The organism is Cytobacillus oceanisediminis 2691 (assembly GCF_007678455.1).
Classification (GTDB): Bacteria; Bacillota; Bacilli; order Bacillales; family Cytobacillaceae; genus Mesobacillus; species Mesobacillus oceanisediminis_A.
The window spans coordinates 1-303 of sequence record NZ_VEEP01000122.1 but is presented as its reverse complement, the minus strand read 5'-3'; the positions used below and the strand labels follow the sequence as shown (position 1 = coordinate 303).

At 38.6% G+C, this 303-nt stretch carries 1 protein-coding gene; it reads right to left on the bottom strand.

What is annotated here, in order from left to right; all coding sequences use genetic code 11:
- Window positions 1–38: 38 nt before the first annotated feature.
- On the bottom strand, window positions 39–303 hold a 265-nt coding region (locus FS736_RS23565), incomplete at its 5' end, for a 50S ribosomal L9 C-terminal domain-containing protein (protein WP_313959744.1).

Here is a 303-nt window from a genome sequence, read left to right as displayed (position 1 = left end):
ATTATTTTATGATGTTTAAGAGTATATGGAAGTGTAAATTATTTTGGTTGTTTTAGATGGAGATTGAATGTTGGGTGAAGTTGTTTATGAAGCTTTAGAGGAAGTTTTGTGTATGGTAGTGTGGGGATAGGATGGTGGATGTGGATTTTACGCTTATGAAGGTTGATTTTATGGGGTTTTTGGAGTTGATGAGGAATGTGGTTAGTTGTGATTGAAGGAAAAAGAGGGGGGTGTTCACGGGAGTTTGGAGATAGTTGAAGGGTAAGTTCTTGGAGGTTTTGGTTGAATGGGTTGGGGTGGTGA